Raw genomic sequence first — 25,026 nt, forward strand, 5'->3', positions numbered from 1 at the left:
CACGGACAGCACGTGACAGACTTCCGGTCTGCCACCAGCAGGGGAAACCCGCGCAGACGTGATCGTCTGTCGCACACCGATCGTAGGAGGAGGTGATGAAACCACCATTCGACCTTGAAACTGTCGTCCAGCGGTTCGCGCCGCTGGTCCGTCTTCATCTTGACGAACATTTCCAGCCGTCGAGTGTTGAATGGTATCTCGCCCGCACCGAACTGTGGCACGTGAGTTCCGCAATGCATGCGCGCCGCCCCCCACAATACACGAAGCTGCTGAGTAAGGGAGACGTGACGGTCGGTGGCCTGGTATCCCAAAAGGTCGATCGCAAGGGCGGTCGCGACGAGAGCGGGGGAGAATCCCAGGGCCTGTTCTTCCTCAGGATCCCCCACGACCCGCACAGGCGGCACACTTGCCAGGGGAGTCTCACGGGCGCGCAGTGCTATGGTCATGTCATGCCGACATCGCGCTCAAACCTCTGGCAAATCGCTTATTTGTTCTTCTTTCCGTTCAACGGGTCGATTGTCTCGGTCGATTCGATCGCGCACGAGGGCGACTGGGAACATATCAAAGTCGAAATAGACACCGCCGCTCAGGCGCCGCTTCGCGTGTATTATGCCGCGCACGGCGGAGGCGACTGGCATAATAAGAACACGCGCGGCAGCGGCGAGGGGTTCTACTGCTTTCAGAAGACACACCCGATTGTCTATTCGGCGTGGCATTCACACGCGAGCTATCCGCGTCCGGGCGTGCAGGAGCGGGCGCTGGCCTCCGACGAAACCGCCACGGGCGGCGCGGAATGGCCATGCTGGGAGCGGACGGCTGTGCTTGGTGACAAGGCGAATCCACCTTCTGGCCAGGAGTGGCTCAGGTTCAACGGTCTCTGGGGCGACCCCGGCTCGCAACTGCCGGGCATCGGCGAGGCCACAAAAGGCCCAACCGGCCCGGCGTTCAAAAAATGGTGGAAGGACAACGGGTTTGATACATAGTGTTGCTTGACTCGCAATAAACACCACCCATATACTCCCCCAATGAGCGGCAAGCGAACTGATTATCTAAGCTGGGAAGAGTACTTTATGGCGGTCGCGCAGCTTTCGGCGCGGCGTTCAAAGGACCCCAACACGCAGGTCGGGGCCTGTATCGTAAACACGAACAAGCGGATTATCGGAATCGGTTACAACGGCTTCCCGACCGGCTGCTCCGATGACGAGCTCCCCTGGAGCCGCGAGGGAAACCTGCTCGATACCAAATACCCCTATGTCTGCCACGCTGAAATGAACGCAATTACCAACGCGTCTAACAAACCGGACCTCGACGGTGCCACCATGTACGTTTCACTTTTTCCTTGCAATGAGTGCGCTAAACTCATTGTGCAGGTTGGCATTAAGGAAGTGGTGTACCTCGAGGACAAGTACCCCGACAAGGACATCTTCATAGCCGCCGGGCGAATTCTCAAGATGGCCGGGGTCGCCTGTCGGCAACTCGCCCCTGCCACGCGTAAAATAAGCATCAGCTTGTAGGTTCTGTGGGTGGTCCGCCGCAGATTCAGGGACAGGACTGAGACCTAGGGCAGCAAGGTCCGTGGGCGGCCGAGCTTGCCCCGGACTTGATTCGGGGTCCTCGTCTGCCCCGTCGAGCCAAAAGTCGAAATCCAGAGCCGGGCAGACCAGGAGAGGCTGTCTCAAAAGTCGGCAAACGTTGCGGCAGGTCTTGCTTCGGGCCCGACACGCTCCGCGGGTCGGGCTCGAAGTGTGACCTGACGCCGTTGATCTGGAGCGGGTTAGGCGCGTCAGTTCACACCCCTTTTGCCTCGTTCAGCGGTCAAGGCAAAAGGGGGCAAGAACTGACGCAACAGTACTGGCGTCTATTGTGACAGTCACAAACGGTCTGCCGCGCACAACCCCCGGCGCAGTCGAAAAAAAGAGCTTCCGGAACTACTTTCGTCCTTTTTTTGTTGCTACAATTTTCTCCGGAAATACATTAGCGCTTTCCGTTTCCGGTTGTAACTCGTCACAGGAGAATAGAGCCGTGGTCAAGACTAAAGAAGACGTATTGAGGCTAATCGATGAAGCCGGCGTCCGTTATATCCGCCTCTGCTTCACCGACATTCTCGGTCACATCAAGGGGATGACCCTTACGCGCCCGGAGATTGAGCAGGTCCTGCACGAGGGGCAGGGATTCGACGGGTCGTCGATTCAGGGTTTCGCGCGTATCGACGAATCTGATCTGATGGCGATTCCCGATCCGCTCACTTTCCGCATCATCCCGTGGGAAATCTCGGGCGAAAAAGTCGCCATGCTGTTCTGTGACATCCAGAATCCCGACGGCACCCCGTACGAGGGCGATCCGCGCTACGTCCTCAAGCGGACTTTGAAAAAGCTCGAGGAGAAGGGGTGGACCCTCTATGTCGGACCGGAGATTGAATATTTCTATTTCAAGAGCGAGAACGAGCCCGAAGTGCTGGATAACAGCGGTTATTTCGACTACGGCACGATGGATGCCGGCACTCAGATGCGCAAGAAGACCGTCGCCGCGCTCGAGATGATGGATATCCCGGTGGAATGCGCGCATCACGAGGTGGCGCCGTCGCAGCACGAAATCGACCTCAAGTACCAGGAGGCTCTCGTCATGGCCGATTTCGCGCAGGTGTATCGGTTCATCGTGAAGGAAGTCGCGATGGAGAACGATTTCTACGCGACTTTTATGCCCAAGCCGATGTTCGGACAGAACGGCTCCGGGATGCACTGCCACATGTCGCTGTTCAAGGCCAAAAAGAACCTCTTCTTTGATTCCGCCGCCGAGTATAACCTGTCGACCATGGCCCGGCAGTTTACCGAGGGCATTCTGCAGCACATACCTGAGATCACGCTCGTTCTCAACCAGTGGGTCAATTCATACAAGCGGCTGGTCGAGGGGTACGAGGCGCCCTGCTATATCAGTTGGGGTCGCCGTAACCGGTCATCGCTGGTGCGCGTGCCGGCGTATCGTCAGGGCAAGGAGGCGGCCACTCGTATAGAGCTGCGCTCGCCCGATCCGGGCGCCAACCCGTACCTCGCGTTCGCCTGTATCCTGGCGGCGGGGCTTAAGGGAATCGAGGGCAAGTACAAACTTCGTGCGCCGGTCGAGATGAACATCTTCCACCTCTCCGAGGAGGAGAAGGCCAACATGGGCATCAAGCATCTGCCTAATTCATTGGAGAATGCGATCCGGACGGCGATGAAATCCGACCTCGTAAAAGAGACGCTCGGCCCGCACGTGTACGAAAAGCTGATTGAGAACAAATGGATCGAGTGGGATCAGTACCGTATCCACGTGAGCCGCTACGAGGTCGAGAAGTACTTGCCTTGGTTGTAGGCGGCCGGTGATTGACTGTTGTTATTATTTAGGGCAGAACCCGAACGCCGCGCGCGACAGCACGCGGCTATAGTGGTTCTGCCAGATGGCCACCGGGCAGAGTCCCCCGACAGCACCTTCGTAGCAGGTTTTGTTTTCGATGGGCACTTGCAGTGCCGTAGATTCCCTCCATGCCGCACGCTGATCTTGGTGAGTTCCGCATGTACTACGAGGGCGCCGGCGAGGGAGAGGCGCTCGTGTTTCTCCACGGCTTCTCGCTCGACTGCCGCATGTGGCGACCTCAAGTCGAGTTTTTCCGCGACGCCTATCACGTAATCACACCCGATGCCCGCGGGCACGGTCTGTCTGACGCGCCCCTCTCCGGCTACTCACGCGCCGACCGGGTGCAGGATCTCGTGCGATTGCTCGATTATCTCAAGATCGAGTCATTGCATCTGGTCGGGCTTTCGATGGGCGGTGCGACCGCAATCGGTTTCGCGCTGGCTCACGAGGACCGCCTGAAGTCGCTCACACTGGTTTCAACCGGGGCCGCCGGATATAGCGCCGGAAAGAAGTTCTCGGGTCTGGACCAGGTGGCTCGCGAAAAAGGGGTGGAGGCGGCCCTCGGTCGTTGGAAGGCGTGGGCGCTCGGTTGGTACAAAGACGATCAGAGCAATCTGCGTAGCCTGCTTGACACGATGATCTCGGCCTATTCGGGAGCGGTCTGGCGTGACCCGATGCGCGGCCAGTACCCCCGCGAAGACGACCTGAGCCGAGCCAGCCAAATCAAAGTCCCGGCAGCGATTTTTGCGGGTGCGCTGGACAAGATGTGGGTGCCGCTGGCACGTCAGCTTCACGAGCGTGTTGCCGGCAGCAGGCTCACGGTTTACCCCGATACCGGCCACATGTTAAACCTTGAACAACCAGCGCAATTCAACGCTGATCTTAAAGTGTTTCTTGAAGGCTTGTAGGGGAGTCTGCTTCAAGCCCGCCACCTCTGTAGTGTCCGTGCCTGGCGTATCTCCCGGTGCGCCAGAGTCCTGGGGCCAACCGGATATACTGCGACGCATGAGAACGTGGTGGACGAGGACGTCCACCACGCACGAGAGCTAAGTTAGCGCCTATGGGACGGAGCCCTGCCGATCGCACTGAAAACGGTGTCGCAGAGGTCCTGCCCTACGTTCCACAAAAGGGGTTGGCGGGGCGACCTGCCGGTGCGATATTTCGAACTTTGACGTACTGTCGAGGACCTGGATAGGAAGTACGACTACAAGCGACATGCAAGCGACAAGAGCAAGACTGGCGGTATTCATTTCCGGCGGCGGCACCGGTCTTCAGGCGATAATCGACGCTGCCGCTCGTGGCGAACTCTGCGCAGACGTAGTGTGGGTGGTTTCGTCCACGAACAAGGCCTTCGGTTTGGAAAGAGCGAAGAAGGCGGGCATTGAGACGTTCGTCTTTCGTCTGCAAAAGTACGGTTCACCGGATGAGGCTGCTGCGGATTTGCTTGCCAAACTCAAGGAACGAAGCATTGAATATATCGCTCTCGCCGGCTATCTGAAGCTGTTGCCGGTCGAAATCGTGCGAGCGTATCCAGGCCGGATCGTCAACATCCACCCCGGCCTGTTGCCCAGGTACGGCGGTCCGGGCATGTACGGCCATTACGTGCATGAGGCGGTGCTGGCCTCCGGTGACAAAGAGAGCGGCCCCACAGTGCACCTGGTGGACGAAGTCTACGATCATGGCCGTATTCTCGAACAGGTACGCGTGCCGGTGCTGCCCGACGATACCCCCGAGACCCTCGCCGCACGGGTGCTGATTGAGGAACATAAACTGTACCCAAAAGTGATAGATAACCTGATCAAAGGAAAGTATCGACTCGACCATGAATGATGTAGTCCTGACCACAGATATCACAGAATACCCGCTGGCTCGCCGCGGCAAAGTGCGCGACATCTACGACCTGGGCGACTCGCTTCTGTTCATCGCCTCGGATCGGATCTCGGCGTTCGATGTTGTCATGCCCAACGGCATCCCCGGCAAGGGCCGTGTGCTCACGCAAACATCGCTGTTCTGGTTTGACTTCCTCAAGGGCATCGTCGAGAACCATCTTATAACGGCGAATGTCGATGAATACCCCGCCCCGCTAAGGAAGTACCGTGATCGCCTCAATGGCCGTTCCATGATTGTCACCAAGGCTGAACGGGTGGATATCGAGTGCATCGTGCGCGGGTATATCTCCGGCTCGATGTGGAAAGAGCTGGTTGCTGCCCGCAAGCAAGGTTCCAACACGGTTCATGGCTTTGCGTTTCCGCCCGAGCTCCGCGAATCAGACAAACTGCCCCAGCCCCTGTTCACGCCGTCATCGAAAAACGACCTCGGCCATGATGAGAATATCAGTTTCGAAGCTATGGTCGAGCAAGTGGGGGAGAAGACCGCCGTACTGTGCCGGGACAAGTCGCTGGCGGTCTATCAGGCCGCGGCCGACTACGCGCTCACTAGGGGTATAATCATAGCCGATACCAAGTTCGAATTCGGCTTCAAGAATGGCCGATTTCTGCTTATTGACGAAGTCCTCTCGCCGGATTCAAGCCGCTTCTGGCCGGTTGACAAGTACCAGCCCGGTCGCGCGCAGCCGTCATTTGACAAACAGCCGATTCGTGATTATCTCGAAACGCTCGATTGGAACAAAAAACCGCCCGCGCCGAGACTGCCCGATGAAGTGGTGGCCGCCTCGGCGGAACGTTATCGCGAAGCTCAGCGATTATTGACAGGAAGGATTTGAGCATGACTCAACAGGGGAAAATAAAACGCGCCCTGATTTCCGTCTCCGATAAGACCGGCCTGGTCGAACTCGCCGTTGAATTGGACAAGCTCGACATTGAGATCATTTCCACCGGCGGAACGATGAAGAAGCTGCGTGATGCCGGCATTCATGCCGTTTCGATTACGTCGTTTACCGGCAGTCCCGAGGTCATGGACGGCCGGGTGAAGACCCTTCACCCCAAGGTGCACGGGGCGCTGCTGTTTCGGCGCAACAATCCGAGAGACGTGGAGGAGTTGGCGCTATTGGAGTCGCGTTCGATTGATCTCGTAATTGTGAATTTGTACCCGTTCCGGGAGACGGCGGCGCGGCCCGACGCCGCCGATGAGGAAGTAATCGAGAACATCGATATCGGGGGGCCGTCGATGCTGCGCTCAGCGGCCAAGAACCATGCTGATGTCACCGTGATAGTCGATCCCGCCGATTATATGTCACTGCTGACGGAACTCCGGGAGCACGATGGCGCCACTACGTACGAATTCCGCCGCAGATGTGCCGGGAAGGCGTTTGCGCTGACAGCCGAGTATGAGGCAGCGATCGCGTCTTACTTTCAGCATGGAAGACCGGTTTCCGAAGGGGTATTCCCCCCTGAGTTGACATTGCGCTACAATCACGTCTCCGGACTGCGCTACGGCGAGAACCCGCATCAGCAGGCCGCGCTCTATGTCGAGCCCGGTTTCAGGCACCCGACCCTCTTGCGGGCGGAGGTGGTGTCCGGGAAGGAGCTCTCATACAACAACTACGGCGACCTCGATGCCTGTCTCGACATGCTGCTCGATTTCGACGAACCCTTCGCCTGCATTCTCAAACATGCCAATCCATGCGGTGCGGCGGTGGGGAAGACACTGGCGGAGGCCTACAAAAAGGCGTACGAGAGCGATCCGCTTTCAGCGTTCGGTTCAATCATAGGCGTCAATCGGGAAGTTGACATGGCCGCCGCCGAATTGATTCACGAGACCCAGTTTGTGGAATGCCTGCTGGCGCCCGGTTTTGCCCCGGGCGTCCTGGACATGCTAAAGAAGAAAAAGACCCGCCGCATTCTCGTGCTGCCGGAATTGGTGGGTAGACGCGGCGATGACGAAAGAGTGTACAAGGCAATCCGCGGCGGCGTTCTGGTTCAAACCGCCGACAACCATGTGCTTGATCCGAGGGACCTGAAAGTGGTGACCAAACGCTCCCCAACTGAGGCCGAATTGTCCGATCTGATGTTCGCGTGGAAAGTGGTTAAACACACCAAGTCCAATGCCATCGTTCTGGCCAAAGACGGCGGTACGGTAGGGATCGGCATGGGGCAAACGTCGCGAGTCGACTCCGGTTTCATGGCGGTCAAGCGGGCCGGCGCGAGAGCGGCGGGAGCGGTGATGGCATCGGATGCGTTTTTCCCGATGCCGGACGGTATCGAAGTCGGCACGAATGCGGGAGTGACCGCGATCATCCAACCGGGTGGTTCAAAGGGTGACGAGGATGCGATCGCGGCCGCAGACCGAGCGGGTGCAGCCATGGTTTTCACCGGCGTACGGCATTTTAAGCACTGACGGATCAAGGCTCTGCTCGCGGCGCGAATGCCGACCCGACCTGTCACAAATCTGTCATCGAGTTCTGCTCAGGCGAATGTGGGAACCTCGCGCGGCAGGGCTACGTTTATATCGGGTAAGGCAATCTATGGCTATCCCAGATAATCCCAGGCACCCAGAGAATTGCCAAGTAAAGTATTTTGTAAGGGCAACGGTGCTCCTGGTGATTATTCTCCTGGCAGTCGCGGGAGCCAATTCGCTGCCACGGCTGGCCGCCGAGCAATCGCTGCCGTGTCGCGCGTGCCATGTCAACCCCAATGGCGGGGGGATGCGGACAGAATTCGGCAACCACTCGGTCGCTCTCAACGAACTCTGCCTCCAATCCACCAAGGACGTCATAGCATCCAAAGCCGTTTCGCCGCGGGTGGCGCCCATCCTTCTGGTCGGTTTCGACTCCCGTTCGCTGGTGTTCGATGACGGCTCTATTCTGCGCATGCAGACCGATGTCTTCGCCGATTTTACACCCTTCAGCGATTTTCATTATGTCGTGCGCTTCGGGCAACAAGGTATTACTGAGAGCTATGGCCTGACGTATTTTGCCGGAGAGCGCTTCTATGTCAAGGGGGGGCGTTTCTACCCGGTTTACGGTCTACGCGACGCCGACCACACGGCGTACGTCAGAACGCGCACCGGCCACGCGCCGGAGTTATATCTCGACGGTGCTTCGGTGGGCGCTGATTTCCGGGGTGTCAATATAGTCGCCGAAGGATTTGATGTCGGCGGCCGAGGTATTGCCGTAGCGCACGTCTATGGTACAAGAAACGTCGCGCCCCTGGGGCTGCTGGCTGGGGCATCGGTGAGGTGGTCGGAGAAGGTGGAGGGGAGCAACGGGCCGTTTCCTCATTCGCGGGCGCTGTTCGGGGGCGTCTCCTGGGATCGATTCACACTGATGGGTGAGCTGGATCTGGTGGGGCGTTCACCCGATACCCTGGCGACATACGCCAGTCTGACTACGCGCCTGATCTATGGCTGGTACTTGATCGGAGAGTATAGTTTTGCTGATGATGATCGTGACAGCCGCGGCGGAGTAGACGAATTCGTGCGTATATCCAGCGAATTCTTCCCCCTGCCATATGTTGAGGTGAGGCCGTCGTATACGTATTACACACGGGGACCGCTGGAGAAAACCGACGACTTTTTCGTGCAATTCCATTTGGGGTATTAGCCTCGATGTGGCCGGGTTGATTGTCGCATCAACCGTTTTGACAAAGGAGTTTCCATGTGGTCCGGGAAACTATTGTTGGTGTCGCTCTTGGCAATGGGGTTAGTGGCGGCTTGTTCGGACAGCGGCGATGACGGCCCCACAGGTCCGGATAACGGCGGCATTCCCGATCCTGCCAGTTTCTCGTTGACTGTCAGACCGATCCTGAGGCAGAGCTGTGCCACGACCAGTTGTCACGGTTCGGCGGTCGGCCAGGGCGGTCTTGCGTTCGGAACGACCAATCCCGCACATGCGCAGGTAGTCACAATTACCAGCCCGAGCGGAGATTTTGTCGTCCCGGGCAGTTCGGCCACAAGCAATCTGTATCTGAAAGTCATCCCGGTGGTGCCGAATCCCCCCGGCGGGGCGCGAATGCCGGCCAGCGGCGGCTTTCTCTCGACCGCCCACCAAGACGCCATCAAGCGGTGGATCGATAACGGAGCGCTGGACAACTGACCTTCTTGTCGACTATTATACCGTGGCCATGTCGAAATACATCCTGTTCTCAGTGGTAATAGCGATCCTGGCGGCTGTCGGCTGCTCCGATTCGGGCGACAAGCCGACCGATCCGAATGATGCTCGGCCATCGATCTCGATTCAGGATCACACGGTTGTCGAGGGCGGTACCCTGCTTTTCGGCGTCTCCATCAATCAGGCCACCGATCACCTCGTGGTTTTCTCCTACGCGACAAGCAACGGTAGCGCCCTGGCGGGCAGTGACTTTACGGCTACATCGGGAAGCGATACGATACTGATTGGCCAGACCTCGTCTACGATATTGGTTCCCACGATAGATGATTCCGACGTGGAGCCGACTGAGACGTTTCTAATGGCCCTGACCATGGTCACGGGAGCCAATGTGGTTCGATCAGTCGCGACCGGAACGATCAATGACAACGATGTTGCCCAGATCAGTTTTGCCGCCCAGGTTCGCCCGCTGCTGCAGACTAGTTGCGCCAAGCTGGGGTTCTGTCACGGGTCATCGGCCACCCCTGGAGGCGATATGTATCTCGGCGGTACGGTTACGTACGCGCTCGTAATAAGTGCGACAGGGACCAATACAGGCGGCAACGTAGTCGTAGCCGGCAACTCAGCGAACAGCACCCTGTATACGAAAACAACAGATACACCCCCGTTTCCGTCGCGCATGCCGTACGACGGCCCACCGTACCTGACCCTGGTGCAGCAGAATCTCATTCGCGATTGGATCGATCAGGGGGCGCTGGACAACTGATGAAAAGAACTGTCACATATAGCGCGACTTTCTGTGTGATTTTCTGTGTCATGGGTGTGGCACAGGCGGAGGAGTTCGCTGTTGATCCCACTGCCGGTACCGACACGGTCTACTTTCGATCGACCGCCAAGCTGGAGTTTATCGAGGGCAAGACTAACAATCTGACCGGCAGTCTGACTTTCGAACCCACCAATCCTTCTGCCGTTGTGTCTGGAATCCTCCAGGTCGATTTGCGGACGCTCAAGACCGGTATTGAAACGCGCGACCGCCATATGCGGGAAAATCACCTCCACACTGAAAAGTACCCATTCGCCTATTTCGAACTCACCGGTGTCATCGGGTTGCCGGCCACGCTCAAACCGGATACCGTATACAAAGCCACCGCGCAGGGATATTTCTACATTCACGGAAACAAGCGCCGTCTGTCGGCAGATATCCAGGCCAGCCTCAAAACCGATCCGGGTGATGTTTCGCGCCTGGTTATAAGGGCAAACTTCGCCATGAACCTCGATGAGTACAAAATCGACCGTCCCAAAGCTCTCTTTCTGAAACTGGCGGAGACAATCCTTGTCGAGGTTATTTTCAGCGCCCGCAACGACTTAAAGTCGTCGCCCATCAGTTTGCCGGCCTGGGAACTGCTCCGCTGATTCATTTAGCGGTGTATTCAAACTTGCATGAATCCGGGGATGAGCGTATTTTGGCTCTGGATTTGTTGTTTTAGGAGATCTCTTGGATTCACGCATACTCGAAATTGTCTTTTGCCTTATGGATTATGCCCAGGATTCGGGCGATGACATGGAGGACATGTCCGAATACTCTTCCAGTCTTCGGAACCTGGGTTTTACCGAACAGGAGATTTCCACAGCCTACAACTGGATTCTGGGCCACTCGGCGGCATCGGCGGAGAATCTCTACACCAAAATCCCTGAGCGGTCCGGCTCGACACGCATTCTCACCGAGTCTGAGCGAGCACGGATTGCCCCCGATGCGCACGGTTTTCTTCTTCGATTGTTCAATCTGGGCGTGCTTACCAGTGAGCAGTTCGAGTCGGTTCTCGATCGCCTGACGGCGTCGAGCCAGCGAATAGCCTCTCTGGAACAGGTAAAACTGGTGGTTTCGGCGGTGATGTTCAACGAATTCGGCCGGACCGAGCGTGACCTCCTGAGCGACATCAGCTCCGACCGGTCATCCAGTATCAATTAAGAGTGGCGATGTCACTTAAGAACAAGCGGGTTCTGATCGGACTCACCGGAGGGATTGCCTGCTATAAGATTCCGTATCTCATACGCAGCCTGCGAAAGGCTGGGGCTGAAACGCGCGTCATCATGACCCAGTCCGCCCAGAAATTCATTACGCCGTTGACTCTTGAGACGATCTCCGCCAACCCGGTGGCGGTCTCGATGTTTCCCGAGGGAGAATTTGTCGCCACCCGCCATATCGACCTGGCCGAATGGCCGGACCTGATTGTAGTCGCTCCGGCGACAGCCAATTTTCTCGGTAAAGCGGCGGCCGGTATATCCGATGACCTGCTCACGACTATAGTTTGCGCCACTGAACGACCTGTCATGGTCGTTCCCGCCATGAACCCGATTATGTGGAAACACCCGCCGACCCAGCGCAATTTTGAGTATCTGAAAGGGCTCGGCTACAAGTTTGTGGGTCCGGGCACCGGCGATATGGCCTGCGAGCACTGGGGCGAGGGGCGGATGGTCGAGCCGGACGAGATCTTCCGCGCTGTCGAGGCCCACTTTGGGGCCGGCCAAAAAAAAAAGCGCTGACCGGTAAGCGCATTATCGTTACCGCCGGTCCGTGCCGCGAGCCGATCGATCCGGTCCGTTACATCTCCAACCGATCCTCAGGGAAAATGGGGTACGCCATCGCGGAAGCGGCCGCCGAACTGGGCGCCCGCGTAACACTGGTATCAGGCCCGACCTCGCTGGCTGTGCCGCAAGGCGTAGGGTTCATATCGGTCGAGACAACCGCTCAGATGTATAAGGCGGTGACCCGGCAGTTTGCGACCTCTGATTGTGTCATTATGGCCGCTGCCCCGGCGGACTTCGCACCGACATCGCCGGCTCGCCGAAAAATCAAGAAAGCCGACGCCGCACTTGTTCTCAATCTCGAGCCGACTGTGGATATCCTGGCCGACCTGGGGTCACGCAAGAAGAAGCAGGTGCTGGTCGGGTTCGCACTGGAGACCGATAACGACATCGCCAACGCGCGCAAGAAGCTGCGGGCCAAGAATCTCGATATGATTGTGCTGAACTCGCCGAGCGATGAGCGGTCGGCGTTTGAATATGACACCAACCGTGTGACCGTGATCCGCCCCGGCCACAGGCCTGACCCCTGGCCGCTGATGCCGAAGCGTGAAGTTGCGGTCAAACTGCTTGAAATCATAGCCGGCATGTTGTAGCTTGTCGCACCCCCGGAGTGTGACTCGTATGAACAGCAAGCCAGATAATCTGTTCGAGATGGTACGCCGCGCCCTCGCGGCCCAGGCCGAATTGGGCATGGGCGAAATCGTGGTCGGAGCTAACGGACTTTCCGGGCCGAGAGAAGCGGCGCAACTAATCGCGAGTTCGCACCGGGTGATATCGGTCGCAGCCGCGGTGGAAGCCGAGGGTAAACAGGCGGACATTTTTCAGAGCAGCGTTGACATGAGCACGGAAGCACAATTCGAGTCGTTGGCGGCTCATCACGAAGCAATCTGCAATTGCCAACTCTGTCCGCTTGGGGCGACTCGCAACAAGTTCGTATATGGCGTGGGGAATCCCAATGCCCAAATCATGTTCATCGGTGAAGCGCCCGGTGCCGACGAGGACCGCCTGGGTGAGCCGTTTGTCGGTCGGGCCGGGCAATTGCTCGATAAGATCCTCGCCGCCATGAAGCTGAGTCGCAACGACGTTTACATCGCGAACATTCTGAAGTGCCGTCCGCCGGGCAATCGTGATCCTGAACCGGCCGAAATGGAGAAGTGCTTTCCGTACTTACGGGAGCAGGTTCGGCTGATCCAGCCGAAGATCATCTGTGCACTCGGCCGAATCGCCGCCCAGGCGCTGCTTCGAACGACCGCCACCCTCGGCGCCCTTCGCGGCGGCTGGCATGAATATCAGGGTATTCCTCTCATCGTTACCTATCATCCGGCGGCGCTGCTTCGCTTCGAGAAGTATAAGAAAGACACCTGGGAAGACATGAAGAAACTGATGGCGCGTTACGAAAGCATGAAGTGACCGGATGGCTTATCGCCCCGAAACCGAAAAGCAGGCGGATCGGCTCCAGCCGCCACAGGCGCTTGAGGTCGAGCAGGCGGTGCTCGGCGCTATTCTGAAAGACCCCGAGGCGATCAACCGGGTTGTCGACGTAGTCCAGGAGCCGGGCGATTTCTACGCTCCCCGGCACCAGATGATATTCCAGGCGGCTCTCGATCTGTATTCGCGTTCCGAACCAATCGATATCACGACTGTGGTCAGCCGGCTTCAGGACAAGGGGCAACTGGACAAGATAGGCGGGCGGGTGTATCTGGTCGATCTTATCGAGCAGGTAGCCTCGACCGGCAATGTCACATCGTATGCGCATATCATTCTAGAGAAGGCGACGCTTCGTCGGCTTATAGCGACCTCCACCGAAATCCTCCGCTCTTGTTACGATACGGAGATGCAGCCGGATGAGCTGCTCGATCGCGCCGAGGCCAACATTTTCAATATCTCCGAAAGCCGGCTCAGGCAAGGGTTCGTCCCACTCAAGAGCCTGGTCGACGACACCCTTGAGCGAATCGATTCCATGCAGGTCGCTGAAGGCGGCCTCTCCGGAATGCGGACCGGGTTTACGGCTCTCGATGACTCCACGCTCGGTCTGCACAACGGCGACCTAATCGTCATAGCAGGGCGGCCATCGATGGGGAAGACCGCACTGGCGATGAATATCGCTGAGAATGTCGCCACCAATGAGAAGAATCCCAAATCAGTAGGTATGTTCTCGGTGGAAATGTCGAAAGAAGCGCTCGTGCTGCGGATGCTCTGCAGTCGGGCGCGGCTCGATCAGCACCGGGTGCGCTCGGGCAGGCTGAGCGACGCCGATTGGCGCAAGCTGCCAATTGCCGGGGCGGCCTTGACCAAGGCACGGCTCTTCATAGATGACTCCGCCACCCTCTCGCCGCTCGAAATGCGCGCCAAGGCTCGGCGCCTGAAGGCACAGCATGGGCTTGATCTCGTGATAGTCGACTACATCCAGTTGATGCATTCCAATACGCGGGCCGAAAACCGCCAGCAGGAAATATCGCTCATATCTCGAAATCTCAAGTCCCTGGCGAAGGAACTGGACATACCGGTGATTGCGCTCTCGCAATTGTCGCGCGCGGTGGAACAGCGCGGCGGGGAGAAACGCCCGCAGCTGGCCGACCTTCGCGAATCCGGCGCTATCGAACAGGATGCCGACCTGGTGCTGTTGTTGTATCGCCCCGAGGCGTATCTCTCGTCCGACGAACGCAAGGACCCCAAGCATCAGGACAAACTCGGCCGGGCGGAGATAATCATAGCCAAGCAGCGTAACGGCCCCACCGGTTCACTCGACATGGCCTTTGTGAGCGAGTTGGCCCGGTTCGAAAACATGGAGCGGCGGCGGCGCGAGCTCCCGCCCGATGTCCAGCCGGTTGACACCGGTGACGTGCCCTTCTAAATGCTCTCGTCGAAGAAAACCAGGACGGCGTTTTTCTGCAGTCAGTGCGGAGCCGAACATCCCCGCTGGCAGGGGCAGTGCCGCGAGTGCGGCGAGTGGAACAGCCTGATCGAGGAGCACATCCCCGACCGCAAGAAATCTCCGGCCCGATCCGGCAATGTCACAAAGCAGCTACTCTCCGAGATTTCACAGGAGAACCTTTCAGGATTCACTTCGGAGATAGGTGAATTCGACCGGGTGCTCGGCGGACAGCTTCTGCCCGGCATGACCGTGCTGATCGGCGGTGATCCGGGAATCGGTAAGTCGACCCTCGTATTGCAGGCTGCGGACGGGTACTCGCGGCAGGGTTTGCCGGTCTTGTACATCAGCGGCGAAGAATCGCTGCCGCAGATCAAAATGCGCTCCCAGCGACTCACTGTAGCGGGAGAGCGGATCACGGTAATCAACTGTACGGCCATCGAGGAGATCACCGGGGTGCTGTCGGAGAATGATTATGCCGTGGTCATGGTCGATTCGATCCAGACTATCACCTCCGCGCAGTTCGATTCTCCGCCGGGAACGGTCGGCCAGGTACGCGAGGCCGCCAATCATCTTGTCACGCTGGCTAAAGCGCGTGGTTTCGCGCTGATCCTGATCGGCCATGTGACCAAAGAGGGGATGGTAGCCGGACCCAAAGTGCTCGAGCATATTGTCGACACAGTCGTGTATTTCGAGGGGGATTCGTCGCGGCTGTATCGTGTCCTTCGCGCAGTCAAGAACCGGTTTGGATCGGTGGCGGAGATTGGTTTGTTCGAGATGGAGTCCGATGGTCTCGGCGAGGTCGTGAATCCGTCGGCGTTTTTTCTCAGTGGGGAACCTCACACCCCACGGGCCGGAGCGGTGGTGGCCGGCGTTTGCGAGGGCCACCGTCCGCTCCTGGTCGAGGTGCAGGCGCTGGTCACTCCGGCAACGTACGGTAACCCCCAGCGGGTGGCCGGCGGGATCGACAATAAAAAACTGGCTCTGCTTCTTGCTATATTGGAGAAACGGTGCGGCTATCCGATGGCCACCCATGACGTATTCGTCTCAGTCGCGGGCGGGCTGCGCCTGACCGAGCCGGGCCTTGACCTGGCGATACTCGCGGCGATTGCGTCGTCGCTTACCAACAAGCCGGTCTCGGCGGATAAGCTCGTGGTGGGCGAGGTAGGATTATCTGGTGAAGTGCGCGCCGTGGTGAACGCTGATCGGCTGGCGTCCGAGGCGGCCAAGCTCGGTTTCAAGGCGATAGTCTATCCGGAGAGCAACCGGTCGCATATCGGCTCGCCTGATCTGGAGATGATGCCGGTGAGGGACCTGCAATCGGCGCTGGATCGAATCATTGGCTGACAATTCTATGTACGAGCTAAGATCGGTCGACCGCCGCGCCCGCCATGGCGTCGTCTCGACCGCCCGCGGTACATTTCAAACCCCCGCCTTCATGCCGGTGGGCACCGCCGGCGCGGTGAAGGCGCTGGCTTGTGAACAGCTCGATGAGTGCGGCGCGGAGATCATTCTTGCTAACACTTATCATCTCTATCTCAGGCCCGGCCCGGACATTGTCCGCAGCCAGGGCGGCTTGGCGAAATTCACGGGTTGGAACAAGCCGACACTGACTGATTCCGGCGGCTACCAGGTCTTTTCCCTCAAGGACATCAGCAAGGTGAGCGACGCGGGGGTCGAGTTCCAGTCGCACATCGACGGCTCCCGCCATTTGTTCACGCCGGAAAAAGTGGTCGATATCCAGCGTGATATCGGCGCAGATATCATCATGGCGTTCGATCAGTGCGTGCCATATCCATCGGATGAGAAAACCGCCGCCGATGCTGTCCGGCGAACCACCTATTGGGCCGCGCGATGCCGAAAGCGATTCGCGAAATCTACTGCGGATGGTCCTGATCGAGCACAATCTCTATTCGGAATCGTCCAAGGTTCGACTTACAAAGACCTCCGTACGCGGTCAGCAGAAGAGATCGTGGCGCTCGATTTCGACGGTTACGCGATTGGCGGCCTTTCGGTAGGGGAGAGCAAGACCGAAATGGAAGACATGCTCGCGCACACCATTGAGCTGCTTCCCGCAGACAAACCGCGCTACATGATGGGAGTCGGCTACCCGGAAGATATCCTGATGGCGGTATCATACGGTGTGGACATGTTTGACTGCGTGTTGCCCACGCGCAACGCGCGCACCGGCAGCGTGTTTACGTCGACCGGACCGCTGGTCTATCGCAACGCCGAGTATGCTGATGACAGTCGCCCGCTCGATGAGCACTGCGACTGTGCGGTCTGCCGTCGCTACAGCCGCGCCTACCTGCGGCATCTGTTCAACCAGGCGGAGATCACAGGACTCTCCCTGGCAACCTACCATTCTGTCTACTTTTACTTGCAGCTAATGCGCGATATCCAAGGGGCAATGGCTGCCGGCCGGTTTGATGCCTTTCGCCGGGAGTTTCTTTTGCGTTACGTGCAAGCAGATCCGACATCACTATGATCCTGATCGGCACCGTGACATTGATCGACCGGCCTCCACGCCAGCCGTCGTCTTGTTGCGTCAGGTCTTGAGCCCGACCCGGTCTGCGAAGCGGGCCGGATCGGGTGGTGACCTGCCGCCGTCGTGGTCGAATACCTGCCGCAACTCCTTTGCGTAGGATTCCGATTTACCTAACAGCTATACTTCGAACAGATACCCGATCGTGATTTGAAAGCTGCCGGTGCGGGTGGCCTGGTACGACCGGTGCTCGCCGCCGGCTCCGTCGGAGCCGACCTTCATGAAACGCGGCCGCAATTCGACCACGCCGATTTCAAGTGAGTATGATCTGTGATAGCGCAGGCCGAGAATGATCCGGTATCCCCACTGCTGTTTGATGTCAACATCGGTGACCCCCTCTGAGAGAAAAAGCGAATCGGCGGTTTCGGCGAACGAGCGGAAGCTGTGCGCCGCGAATACCGCCCCGGCGCCGATATAGCCGGTCAGATGATCAGTTCCTCGATAATAAATAGCATCGCCGCCCATCAGCACCGACCAGAGGTGGCCCGTGGGGAAAACACTTGACGTTATCCGACCGTATTTGAGCTCTACAGTGCCCCGTACCATGAATGGATGAACGACGAGCATTTCGCAACTGGCGGACATCACCGGTCCAAGACTGACGATCCCGTTGGGGTTCGCTACCCCAACTGTAAAGTGCAGATTGAGCGGCGCCAGCGTGTCTTCCTCGATCGGATTCAGCGGCGCCAGAGGCAGGCAAAGCCAGTATGTCATCAATAGCGCGTTCAAGGGACGTTCCTACATCGTCTAACATAACAGACGATCCCGATGTCGCAAAGGTCAACCCGATCTCACGATCTTTTTTCAAAATAGGTTCGCGCGGTCCAGATTGCGGCGCGGATCAAAGCGCGGTCGGGGGGCTTGGGAGGAACGAACGCCGCGCCATGTAACTTGTTGTGCCGCAACGCGCAAATAGCGCGCCGCGACGCCTCAAATGGGTTGACTACCGGGGCTTATCTGCTATATTGTCGCGTTCTGCGGAGCGGCTGTGAATAAATTCACAACCAAAAACGCAGGACCCAAAACCTTTTGGCACAAACGGAGCTGACGATGGCTGAAACAGTTTTCAAGAATTTCATTAACGGGGAGTGGGTCGCCTCACGCTCGGGACAGACATTCGAGAACCGCAGTCCCGCCGACACCAGCGAACTGATCGGCGTCTTCCAGAAGTCAAACGCGGACGACGTCAAAGCGGCGGTGGATGCCGCTGCCGAAGCGTACAAAACCTGGCGGCTGGTTCCGGCGCCCAAGCGCGGCGAGATTCTCTATCGTGTCGCCACGCGCCTGCTCGCGGAAAAAGAGCGCTGTGCCAGAGACATGACGCGCGAAATGGGCAAGGTGCTTGCGGAAACTCGCGGCGATGTGCAGGAAGCTATCGACATGACCTTCTACATGGCCGGCGAGGGGCGCCGCTCGTTCGGGATGACCACGCCGTCCGAGCTCAAGAGCAAATTCTGCATGACCGTTCGTCAACCACTCGGAGTGTGCGGGTTCATAACGCCATGGAATTTTCCGATGGCGATTCCGTCGTGGAAGATGATGCCCGCGCTGATTTGCGGCAACACTGTGGTCATCAAACCGGCTACCGATACGCCGCTCTCGGTGGTCAACCTGGTGCGCATCATGCACGAGGAAGGGATCCCGTCCGGCGTGGTCAATATGGTCACCGGCAGCGGCTCCGGTGTGGGCCAGCCTTTGATTGAAGACGAGCGGGTGCGGGTAATCTCCTTTACAGGCTCTACCGATGTCGGCCGGCGCGTGTCCGTCTCGTGCGCTCCCAAGTTCAAGCACTCCTGTCTCGAGATGGGCGGCAAGAACGTGCAGATCATCATGGATGATGCCGATGTCGATCTGGCGATCGAGGGCGCCCTCTGGGGGGCGTTTGGCACGACCGGGCAGCGCTGCACCGCCACCAGCCGGCTGATTTGCCATGAGCGCGTCTACGGCGAGGTCGTAAAGAAGATGGCCGAGCGAGCCTCGAAGCTCAAAGTCGGTAACGGTCTCGATGAGAACGTTCAGATGGGCCCATGTGTGAATGAGGACCAGCTCAAGACCGTGCTCGAGTATGTGGATATCGGCAAGAACCAGGATGGCGCCCGCCTCGTGTGCGGTGGACAGCAGTTGACCGGCGGCCCGTACGCCCGGGGCTACTTTGTGCAGCCGACTATATTCTCTGATGTTACTCAGAAAATGCGTCTATGGCGCGAGGAGATTTTCGGCCCGGTGCTGTCGATTGGCAGCTTCCGCAGCTTCGATCAGGCCATGGAGATGGCTAACGACACCGCCTATGGGCTTTCTGCGTCGATCTACACGCGTGACATTAACAAAGCGTACACCGCCATGCGCGATGTATACACCGGCATCTTCTATGTCAATGCCCCGACCATCGGCGCCGAGACCCATCTTCCCTTCGGCGGCACTAAGGAAACCGGCAACGGCCATCGTGAGGCGGCCACTGCCGCGCTCGACGTATTCAGTGAGTGGAAGTCAGTCTATGTCGATTTCTCCGGCGGACTGCAAAGGGCGCAGATCGATAACCAGTAAGCACGCAGGCGCACGATATTGAAACGCTGCAAGTACATATTCGGATCCCGGATCGGGCATCTGCCGCTCTATCTGATTCTTTTCATCTGGATGGCATCATCTATATGACTGCCGCGGTCATTTCCTGGATCGGTGATGTAACGATGAAACGAATCGATTAGGAGTCATTAGACATGGCAAGAAAGAAAGTAGTTATCATGGGCGCGGCCGGAAGAGACTTCCACAATTTCAACGTGCTCTATCGCAATGACAAGAGGGTCGAAGTGGTCGCGTTCACGGCCACCCAGATTCCGGATATACAGGGGCGCAAGTATCCCAAAGCGCTGGCCGGCAAGCTGTACCCAAAAGGTATTCCCATCTACGATGAGGCGGAACTGCTCGATCTGATTCAGAAACACTCGGTCGACGAAGTCGTTTTTTCGTACTCCGATGTTTCATATCAGTACGTTATGGAGAAGGCAGCCTACGTGATGGCCACCGGCGCGCGCTTTTCGGTCGAAGGTTCGCTGCCCACGCAGATTAAGTCCAGGAAACCGGTCATCGCGGTTTGCGCCGTCCGCACCGGGTCGGGCAAATCGCAAACCACCCGCCGCGTGGCCGAAGTTCTGCAAAGCATGGGCAAGAAAGTGGTGGCGATTCGTCACCCCATGCCGTACGGTGATCTGACCAAACAGGTGTGCCAGCGCTTCGCTTCTCTGGACGACCTGGTCAGACACAAGTGCACGATCGAAGAGCGCGAGGAGTACGAGCCGCATATCGTGCGCGGTGTCACAGTGTATGCGGGGATCGACTACGAGAAGATCATCCGTGAGGCGGAAAAGGAGGCCGACGTGATCCTCTGGGACGGCGGTAATAACGATATGCCGTTCTATCGCCCCGACTTTCAGTTTACAGTGGTAGACCCGCACCGGCCCGGCCATGAAATCAGTTACTACCCCGGCCAGGCGAACCTGCTGCTGGCCGACGCCATCGTGATCAACAAGATCGACTCGGCCGACAGTGACGGAATCGCCCAGGTGCGGGCCAATGCGGCGGCCTACAACCCCGCGGCGGTGGTAATCGATGCGGCGTCGCCGATCCAGGTCGACAAGCCGGAATTGATTCGCGGTAAGCGGGTGCTGGTAGTGGAGGACGGTCCGACACTCACGCACGGCGAGATGCAGTATGGCGCCGGGGTGGTAGCGGCTACGAAATACGGGGCCTCCGAGTTGGTCGACCCGCGCCCGTACACCGTGAAATCGATCACGCAGACGTTCGAGAAATATCCCGATATCGGCATACTCTTGCCGGCTATGGGATACGGCGATCAACAGGTGAAAGATCTGGAGACTACGATCAATCGCACTGAGTGCGATTCCGTGATCGTGGCCACCCCCATCGATCTGAGCCGAATCGTCAAAATCAAACATCCGACCACGCGCGTGTATTACTCGCTGCAGGAAATCGGCACGCCCAGCTTGGCGACGGTCCTGGCTGACTACTTTTCACGGCGGGCCGGTAGCAAGAAGGGGTCCCGCAAGAAGTGAGGTTTCGATCCGACGGGCCGGTTACGGCCGGTCCGTCGGGCTTTCGCCGGCTTCCGGGAACAGGTCTCGCCGTGACGACTCACAATAAGACAGCGGTGGTAGCGTTGGGAGGGAATGCTATCACCAAACCGGGTGTCGAGGACACGATAGCGAACCAGTTCCGCCACACTCGGGAATCGCTCGACGGCATCGTTGATCTCATCAAGGACGGCTACAACCTGGTGGTGACCCACGGCAACGGACCACAGGTCGGTAATGCCCTGCTGCGAATCGAGCTGGCCCGCGGGAAGGCGCCGATTCTTCCGCTCGGCGTGTGCGTGGCCGACACCGAGGGCGGTATGGGCTACATGATTCAGCAGTCGCTGGCGAATCGCCTGCGCGACGAGAATCTCGAGCGCCCGGTGATTACGATTATCACTCAGGTGCTGGTCGATCCCAATGATCCGGCGATCGCCAATCCGACGAAGTTCATCGGGCAGTTTTACTCTGAAAGTGACGCCAAAGTGTTCACTCAGACCCGCGGCTGGCAGATGAAGAGGGACTCGAATCGCGGATGGCGACGAGTGGTGCCGTCGCCGATGCCACTCCGCACGATCGAGGCGGGCATGATTAGGAAACTGGTTGAATCCGGCGCGGTGGTAATTGCCGACGGTGGTGGCGGTATCCCGATCTACATCGATCACCGTAACTGGTATGAGGGGATTGACGCCGTAATCGACAAAGATCTGGCATCGGCCCTGCTCGCCGCCGAGATCGGCGCGGGCGTCCTTTCGATCCTAACGTCGGTCGATTCGGTGGCCGCCAACTACGGCACGCCGCAGCAAAAGAATCTCGAGGAAGTATCGCTTTCGCAGATTAGAACCCTTTACCAGGAGGGGCATTTCCCGGAAGGCTCGATGGGTCCAAAGATTCTTGCCGCTATCAAGTTTCTGGAGAACGGCGGAGAAATGGTCACGATAACCTCGTTTGAAAACGCCGCCAAAGCCCTTCGAGGCGAGGCTGGAACGCGAATTGTGCGATGATAATGTGCAGGTTATCGGAAAAGGCGGTAGGTGACATTCTGACACGCGGACGCATCTACGAGGTCGGCGGGGCGGTGCGGGATCGTCTGCTCATGCCGGACATGAAAATCAAGGACCGCGATTATCTTGTTACCGGTATCCCTTATGATGAGCTCACGTCGATTCTCCGTCGACACGGCCGGGTCGATCTGGTCGGCCGCAGTTTCGGTGTGATCAAGTTCACTCAGCTCGGCCGCGAGAAGATGCACACGTTTGATATCACCCTGCCGCGCCGCGAGCACTCCACCGGCGCCGGTCACAAAGACTTCGCGGTTGCTTATGACCCCGCTCTGCCGGTCGAGGAGGATCTGGTTCGCCGCGATTTCACGATCAATGCCATGGCCGTGGAACTGGGCACCGAACGGCTGGTCGATCCGCTGGGCGGGCTGAGCGATCTCAATAAACGCCGCCTGAGGATGACCTCGCCGGAGTCGTTCCGCGAGGATCCGCTGCGGATGCTTCGCGCAATTCAGTTCGCGGCCCGCTTTGAATTCGAGGTAGAGCCGAATACGTTTGATGCTATCCGGCAAGTCGCAGCATCGATAACCACAGTCTCTGCGGAACGGATCAACGAAGAGCTAACCAAGCTCCTTACCCTGGCAGAGAAACCATCGCGCGGCTTTCAGCTCATGCACGAGAGCGGATTGCTGCGAGAAATACTGCCGGAATTGGAGTCGGGCATCGGAGTCGATCAACCGGGCGGTTATCATGCTTACGATGTTTACGAGCATACGCTCAGGTGTATCGATGCCTGCGACAAGCGTCTGCGCCTGCGGCTCGCGGCGCTTTTCCATGATATCGATAAGCCGCGCACCAAACGTCTCACCGATGACGGCGCCACGTTCTACGGCCACGAGACGCTGGGAGCAGAAACCGCGCGGGAGGTGATGACGCGGCTACGCTTCTCGAATGCCCTGGTAGACGAGGTTTCCGCCCTGGTCGAACGCCACATGTTCACCACAGCAGTCACCGACAAGGGGCTGCGTCGCCTGGTGCGTAAAGTAGGGGTCGACCTGATTTTCGATTTGCTGGATCTGCGCCGGGCGGATGTTATCGCTCAGGGAATGGGCGGCACCACCACCGATGTCAATGAATTCGAGCAGGCGATACGCGAAGAACTCTCGCGCAAACCGCCGTTCAGCTATTCTGATCTCGCGCTCAACGGACATGATGTCATGCGGATGTTCGAAATCGGGCCGGGTCCGAGAGTGGGCGAGATTCTGGAGCACCTCATGGAGCAAGTGCTGGATGATCCATCGGCCAACACCAAGGAAGTGCTTGAAAGTCTGGCCCGGAAATATTATCAAAGCATAATTATGAAGGACGCCACAGACAGCGAGGAAAGCGTTTTATGAAGGTTCACGAGTATCAAGCCCGCCAAATGTTTGCCGAGCGGGGAGTGCCGGTGCCGCCGGGTGAGATTGCCACCACCCATCTTCAGGCGGCCGAGATCGCCACGAGATTCAACAAACCGGTTATGGTCAAGGCCCAGGTGCTGGTAGGCGGGCGAGGCAAGGCCGGGGGAGTCAAGTATGCTGAGAACCCCGAGGCCGCGCGCGTCTTGGCCACCAAAATACTTGGGATGGACATCAAGGGCGAGACCGTACGCAAGGTGCTGATTTCGGAAGCGGTTGACATTCTCTCTGAGTCGTATGTCGGCATCATTCTCGACCGTGCCGCTCAGAAACCGGTGATCATGGTGTCATCAGCGGGCGGGGTGGATATCGAAGAGGTCGCCGCTAAAACCCCGGAGAAGATACATAAGCTGCATGTGGACCCGATCTACGGCCTTCAGTCATTCGAGGCGCGTAATCTTGCCTACAAGCTGTTCAAGGATATCGGGCAGGTGCGCAAGGCGGCTGATATCCTGATGAAACTGTACCGGACCTTTTGGGAGGTGGATGCTTCACTCGTGGAAATCAACCCTCTCGTGACTATTCAGGGTGGCGAGGTGGTCGCTATCGACGCCAAAGTGAACATCGATGACAACGCCCTCTTCCGCCACCCGGATATCGCCGCGATGCGTGATCTCGATGCTGAAATCCCGGCTGAGGTCAGGGCGCGCGAAGCCGATCTGTCGTTCGTCAAACTCGACGGCAGTATCGGCTGTATTGTCAACGGCGCCGGGCTGGCGATGGCCACGATGGACCTGGTCAAGAGGTACGGCGGCGAGCCGGCTAACTTCCTGGATATCGGCGGATCATCGAACCCGCAGAAAGTCGTCTCGGCCATGCAGATCATCCTCGATGATCCCAATGTCCGTTCGATTCTGATTAATATTTTCGGCGGCATCACAAGGTGCGATGATGTCGCCACCGGTATCGTCGAGGCCTTCCGGCAGCTCAGGCCGACAATCCCGGTCGTAGTCAGGCTGACCGGCACGAATGAGACGGAGGCGAGGAGGATACTTGCATCGGTAAAGCTGCCGTCGGCAGAAACGCTGGATAACGTCGTGAAGAAGGCGATTGAACTGGCCGGTCAGGCCGCATAGCAGGACA

At 58.2% G+C, this 25,026-nt stretch carries 24 protein-coding genes; 23 read left to right on the plus strand and 1 reads right to left on the minus strand.

The genetic code is table 11. The annotated features are described in order from the left end of the window. Positions 1-95: 95 nt before the first annotated feature. The 18 genes from AB1772_03990 to tgt all read left to right on the plus strand — a co-directional run bounded on the left by AB1772_03990 (position 96) and on the right by tgt (position 17,340). Positions 96-983, plus strand: a complete 888-nt coding sequence (locus tag AB1772_03990) for a Vps62-related protein (protein ID MEW5795501.1) — start codon at positions 96-98, stop codon at positions 981-983. Between the two features lie 42 nt (positions 984-1,025). Then, positions 1,026-1,514, plus strand: a complete 489-nt coding sequence (locus AB1772_03995) for a dCMP deaminase family protein (GenBank protein MEW5795502.1) — start codon at positions 1,026-1,028, stop codon at positions 1,512-1,514. Positions 1,515-2,022: 508 nt separating this feature from the next. After that, positions 2,023-3,348, plus strand: a complete 1,326-nt coding sequence (locus AB1772_04000; protein MEW5795503.1) for a glutamine synthetase family protein — start codon at positions 2,023-2,025, stop codon at positions 3,346-3,348. Positions 3,349-3,518: 170 nt separating this feature from the next. After that, positions 3,519-4,298 carry an alpha/beta fold hydrolase gene (locus tag AB1772_04005; GenBank protein MEW5795504.1) on the plus strand — a complete coding sequence of 260 codons (780 nt, stop codon included), beginning with the start codon at positions 3,519-3,521 and terminating at the stop codon, positions 4,296-4,298. A gap of 307 nt (positions 4,299-4,605) precedes the next feature. Further along, a complete protein-coding gene (purN, locus tag AB1772_04010) occupies positions 4,606-5,220 on the plus strand; it encodes a phosphoribosylglycinamide formyltransferase (GenBank protein MEW5795505.1) in 615 nt (204 codons plus the stop codon). Next, the gene (locus AB1772_04015; protein ID MEW5795506.1) at positions 5,213-6,112 is read left to right on the plus strand and encodes a phosphoribosylaminoimidazolesuccinocarboxamide synthase; all 900 of its coding nucleotides are present in this window, start codon (positions 5,213-5,215) and stop codon (positions 6,110-6,112) included. The genes purN and AB1772_04015 overlap by 8 nt, the downstream gene beginning before the upstream one ends. Before the next feature lie 2 nt (positions 6,113-6,114). After that, a complete protein-coding gene (gene purH, locus AB1772_04020) occupies positions 6,115-7,686 on the plus strand; it encodes a bifunctional phosphoribosylaminoimidazolecarboxamide formyltransferase/IMP cyclohydrolase (protein MEW5795507.1) in 1,572 nt (523 codons plus the stop codon). A 193-nt stretch (positions 7,687-7,879) separates the two neighbouring features. After that, positions 7,880-8,890 carry a hypothetical protein gene (locus tag AB1772_04025; GenBank protein ID MEW5795508.1) on the plus strand — a complete coding sequence of 337 codons (1,011 nt, stop codon included), beginning with the start codon at positions 7,880-7,882 and terminating at the stop codon, positions 8,888-8,890. Between the two features lie 54 nt (positions 8,891-8,944). Beyond that, positions 8,945-9,382 (plus strand): hypothetical protein, encoded by a 438-nt coding sequence (locus AB1772_04030; GenBank protein ID MEW5795509.1) that lies wholly within the window; start codon positions 8,945-8,947, stop codon positions 9,380-9,382. A 28-nt stretch (positions 9,383-9,410) separates the two neighbouring features. Next, positions 9,411-10,160: a Calx-beta domain-containing protein gene (locus AB1772_04035; GenBank protein ID MEW5795510.1), complete on the plus strand. Its 750-nt coding sequence runs from the start codon at positions 9,411-9,413 to the stop codon at positions 10,158-10,160. Continuing rightward, positions 10,160-10,807, plus strand: coding sequence for a YceI family protein (locus AB1772_04040; protein ID MEW5795511.1), 648 nt, complete (start codon positions 10,160-10,162; stop codon positions 10,805-10,807). The genes AB1772_04035 and AB1772_04040 overlap by 1 nt, the downstream gene beginning before the upstream one ends. 82 nt (positions 10,808-10,889) lie before the next feature. Continuing rightward, the gene (locus tag AB1772_04045) at positions 10,890-11,363 is read left to right on the plus strand and encodes a DUF494 family protein (GenBank protein ID MEW5795512.1); all 474 of its coding nucleotides are present in this window, start codon (positions 10,890-10,892) and stop codon (positions 11,361-11,363) included. 8 nt (positions 11,364-11,371) lie between these two features. After that, entirely contained in the window at positions 11,372-11,938 is a 567-nt protein-coding gene (locus AB1772_04050; protein ID MEW5795513.1) for a flavoprotein, read from the plus strand. A 44-nt stretch (positions 11,939-11,982) separates the two neighbouring features. Further along, complete coding sequence (locus AB1772_04055; GenBank protein ID MEW5795514.1) at positions 11,983-12,573, plus strand: phosphopantothenoylcysteine decarboxylase; 591 nt, start codon at positions 11,983-11,985, stop codon at positions 12,571-12,573. Between the two features lie 28 nt (positions 12,574-12,601). Continuing rightward, the gene (locus tag AB1772_04060) at positions 12,602-13,390 is read left to right on the plus strand and encodes a uracil-DNA glycosylase (protein ID MEW5795515.1); all 789 of its coding nucleotides are present in this window, start codon (positions 12,602-12,604) and stop codon (positions 13,388-13,390) included. Between the two features lie 4 nt (positions 13,391-13,394). Next, on the plus strand, positions 13,395-14,834 hold the full coding sequence (gene dnaB / locus AB1772_04065) for a replicative DNA helicase (GenBank protein ID MEW5795516.1): 1,440 nt from the start codon (positions 13,395-13,397) through the stop codon (positions 14,832-14,834). After that, on the plus strand, positions 14,835-16,199 hold the full coding sequence (gene radA / locus AB1772_04070; protein MEW5795517.1) for a DNA repair protein RadA: 1,365 nt from the start codon (positions 14,835-14,837) through the stop codon (positions 16,197-16,199). It abuts the gene before it with no gap. Between the two features lie 7 nt (positions 16,200-16,206). Further along, positions 16,207-17,340 carry a tRNA guanosine(34) transglycosylase Tgt gene (gene tgt / locus AB1772_04075; GenBank protein ID MEW5795518.1) on the plus strand — a complete coding sequence of 378 codons (1,134 nt, stop codon included), beginning with the start codon at positions 16,207-16,209 and terminating at the stop codon, positions 17,338-17,340. Positions 17,341-17,517: 177 nt separating this feature from the next. Here tgt and AB1772_04080 read toward each other — a convergent pair whose 3' ends face one another. Continuing rightward, positions 17,518-18,111, minus strand: a complete 594-nt coding sequence (locus AB1772_04080) for a hypothetical protein (GenBank protein MEW5795519.1) — start codon at positions 18,109-18,111, stop codon at positions 17,518-17,520. Between the two features lie 336 nt (positions 18,112-18,447). Between AB1772_04080 and AB1772_04085 the strand changes: the two genes are divergently transcribed. From AB1772_04085 to sucC, 5 genes are all read left to right on the plus strand, one after another. Continuing rightward, positions 18,448-19,941, plus strand: coding sequence for an aldehyde dehydrogenase family protein (locus AB1772_04085; GenBank protein MEW5795520.1), 1,494 nt, complete (start codon positions 18,448-18,450; stop codon positions 19,939-19,941). A gap of 173 nt (positions 19,942-20,114) precedes the next feature. Continuing rightward, complete coding sequence (locus AB1772_04090) at positions 20,115-21,467, plus strand: cyclic 2,3-diphosphoglycerate synthase (GenBank protein ID MEW5795521.1); 1,353 nt, start codon at positions 20,115-20,117, stop codon at positions 21,465-21,467. After that, positions 21,464-22,489 carry a carbamate kinase gene (gene arcC, locus AB1772_04095; GenBank protein MEW5795522.1) on the plus strand — a complete coding sequence of 342 codons (1,026 nt, stop codon included), beginning with the start codon at positions 21,464-21,466 and terminating at the stop codon, positions 22,487-22,489. Before AB1772_04090 ends, arcC begins: the two co-directional genes overlap by 4 nt. Then, positions 22,486-23,883 (plus strand): HDIG domain-containing metalloprotein, encoded by a 1,398-nt coding sequence (locus AB1772_04100; GenBank protein ID MEW5795523.1) that lies wholly within the window; start codon positions 22,486-22,488, stop codon positions 23,881-23,883. Before arcC ends, AB1772_04100 begins: the two co-directional genes overlap by 4 nt. Further along, the gene (gene sucC / locus AB1772_04105; GenBank protein MEW5795524.1) at positions 23,880-25,019 is read left to right on the plus strand and encodes an ADP-forming succinate--CoA ligase subunit beta; all 1,140 of its coding nucleotides are present in this window, start codon (positions 23,880-23,882) and stop codon (positions 25,017-25,019) included. Before AB1772_04100 ends, sucC begins: the two co-directional genes overlap by 4 nt. The last annotated feature ends 7 nt before the right edge of the window (positions 25,020-25,026 follow it).

The organism is Candidatus Zixiibacteriota bacterium (genome assembly GCA_040752815.1).
Classification (GTDB): domain Bacteria; phylum Zixibacteria; class MSB-5A5; order GN15; family FEB-12; genus JAGGTI01.

Coding starts and splice junctions, on each gene's coding strand:
- AB1772_04060 (MEW5795515.1), top strand. CDS start 12,602: ATGAACAGCAAGCCAGATAATCTGTTCGAGATGGTACGCCGCGCCCTC.
- AB1772_03990 (MEW5795501.1), top strand. CDS start 96: ATGAAACCACCATTCGACCTTGAAACTGTCGTCCAGCGGTTCGCGCCG.
- AB1772_03995 (MEW5795502.1), top strand. CDS start 1,026: ATGAGCGGCAAGCGAACTGATTATCTAAGCTGGGAAGAGTACTTTATG.
- radA (MEW5795517.1), top strand. CDS start 14,835: ATGCTCTCGTCGAAGAAAACCAGGACGGCGTTTTTCTGCAGTCAGTGC.
- AB1772_04040 (MEW5795511.1), top strand. CDS start 10,160: ATGAAAAGAACTGTCACATATAGCGCGACTTTCTGTGTGATTTTCTGT.
- AB1772_04090 (MEW5795521.1), top strand. CDS start 20,115: ATGGCAAGAAAGAAAGTAGTTATCATGGGCGCGGCCGGAAGAGACTTC.
- AB1772_04080 (MEW5795519.1), bottom strand. CDS start 18,111: ATGACATACTGGCTTTGCCTGCCTCTGGCGCCGCTGAATCCGATCGAG.
- AB1772_04050 (MEW5795513.1), top strand. CDS start 11,372: ATGTCACTTAAGAACAAGCGGGTTCTGATCGGACTCACCGGAGGGATT.
- AB1772_04015 (MEW5795506.1), top strand. CDS start 5,213: ATGAATGATGTAGTCCTGACCACAGATATCACAGAATACCCGCTGGCT.
- tgt (MEW5795518.1), top strand. CDS start 16,207: ATGTACGAGCTAAGATCGGTCGACCGCCGCGCCCGCCATGGCGTCGTC.
- AB1772_04035 (MEW5795510.1), top strand. CDS start 9,411: ATGTCGAAATACATCCTGTTCTCAGTGGTAATAGCGATCCTGGCGGCT.
- AB1772_04100 (MEW5795523.1), top strand. CDS start 22,486: ATGATAATGTGCAGGTTATCGGAAAAGGCGGTAGGTGACATTCTGACA.
- sucC (MEW5795524.1), top strand. CDS start 23,880: ATGAAGGTTCACGAGTATCAAGCCCGCCAAATGTTTGCCGAGCGGGGA.
- AB1772_04005 (MEW5795504.1), top strand. CDS start 3,519: ATGCCGCACGCTGATCTTGGTGAGTTCCGCATGTACTACGAGGGCGCC.
- purN (MEW5795505.1), top strand. CDS start 4,606: ATGCAAGCGACAAGAGCAAGACTGGCGGTATTCATTTCCGGCGGCGGC.
- AB1772_04030 (MEW5795509.1), top strand. CDS start 8,945: ATGTGGTCCGGGAAACTATTGTTGGTGTCGCTCTTGGCAATGGGGTTA.
- dnaB (MEW5795516.1), top strand. CDS start 13,395: ATGGCTTATCGCCCCGAAACCGAAAAGCAGGCGGATCGGCTCCAGCCG.
- AB1772_04085 (MEW5795520.1), top strand. CDS start 18,448: ATGGCTGAAACAGTTTTCAAGAATTTCATTAACGGGGAGTGGGTCGCC.
- purH (MEW5795507.1), top strand. CDS start 6,115: ATGACTCAACAGGGGAAAATAAAACGCGCCCTGATTTCCGTCTCCGAT.